This window comes from Dyella sp. 01L423 (assembly GCF_056399945.1).
This window is the reverse complement of record NZ_JBFTSI010000055.1, coordinates 1-405: the sequence shown is the minus strand read 5'-3', so window position 1 is coordinate 405 and position 405 is coordinate 1. Positions and strand designations below refer to the sequence as shown.

The following is a 405-nucleotide window of genomic DNA, read 5'->3' as shown; positions in this document are numbered from 1 at the left end:
CCCGGAGACAACCCATGACGTTCCGCCGCCTCGCCAGTGCGATCCCCCGCGTGCTTTCCTTGCCGCGACTGGCCATCCTGCTTGGGCTGGCCGCCTCGCTGCAGCTACCCGCGCCCGCTCGTGCCGACACCTGGCCGACCCGGCCGGTGCGACTGGTGGTGGGCTATACCGCCGGCGGCGCGTCCGACACGGTGGGGCGAATCATCGCCAACGAGCTGGGCGCGATGATCGGCCAGCCGGTGGTGGTGGAAAACCGCCCGGGCGTGGGCGGCATGCTCGGCATGGGCACCGTCGCCAAGAGCGCGCCGGACGGCTACACGCTGGGCGTGGCGGTCAGCGGCACCATGGTGATCGGGCCGCATCTGGTCAAGGCCACGCCGTATGACCCGCTGACCGCGTTCGAGC

General features: G+C 71.9%; 1 protein-coding gene. It reads left to right on the top strand.

The window, feature by feature from the left end:
- Positions 1 to 14: 14 nt before the first annotated feature.
- On the top strand, positions 15 to 405 hold a 391-nt coding region (locus AC1DMY_RS21035; RefSeq protein ID WP_477166782.1), incomplete at its 3' end, for a Bug family tripartite tricarboxylate transporter substrate binding protein.